Annotated in this window: 1 protein-coding gene; it reads left to right on the top strand. The window is 71.1% G+C overall.

Features of this window, described 5'->3' with window-relative positions; translation table 11 throughout:
• Positions 1-229, top strand: a 229-nt coding sequence (locus tag RSB01_RS14260) for a peptidoglycan amidohydrolase family protein (protein WP_332625784.1), incomplete at its 5' end; no start/stop codon positions are given.
• Between the last annotated feature and the right edge of the window lie 307 nt (positions 230-536).

Raw genomic sequence — 536 nt, forward strand, 5'->3', positions numbered from 1 at the left:
CCTCGGTCGTCCCATCGCCCGCGACGCCGCCCAGCGCGGCGATCTGGTCGTCTGGATGGCCCCGAACCGCGATCACGACTGGACCGGCCACTCGGCCATCATGGTCGACGCCGATCAGGTCATCCACGCGACCGGCGCCCACGGCGGCGTGGTCATCGAAGCCTTGGCCGAAGTCGAGGCCCGGCTGACCGGCGAAGGCTTCGCCTCGGCCGTGTTCCGGCGGATCTAAGCCACAATAATCCGCTCATCCCCGCGGAGGCGGGGACCCAGTCCTTTGGCTGCATCCGCTGCACCGAAGTCTTGTCGGTGTGTCCGTGGCTCTCACTGGGTCCCCGCCTCCGCGGGGATGAGCGGATAGGGGGACCTGACCACAAAACGCAGAAAAGGCGACCCGAAGGCCGCCTTTCCCGTCGTCACGAATGTCTGACGCTTACGCCGTCGGGGCGCTGGTCGCGGCCGGCGGGGCGGCCGGGGTCGCCTGGGTCGTGGCCGGAGCCGCACCCTCGGCGGCCGGAGCGGCCTCCGTGGCGGCGGCG

This window comes from Brevundimonas sp. (assembly GCF_036659295.1).
Lineage (GTDB): Bacteria > Pseudomonadota > Alphaproteobacteria > Caulobacterales > Caulobacteraceae > Brevundimonas.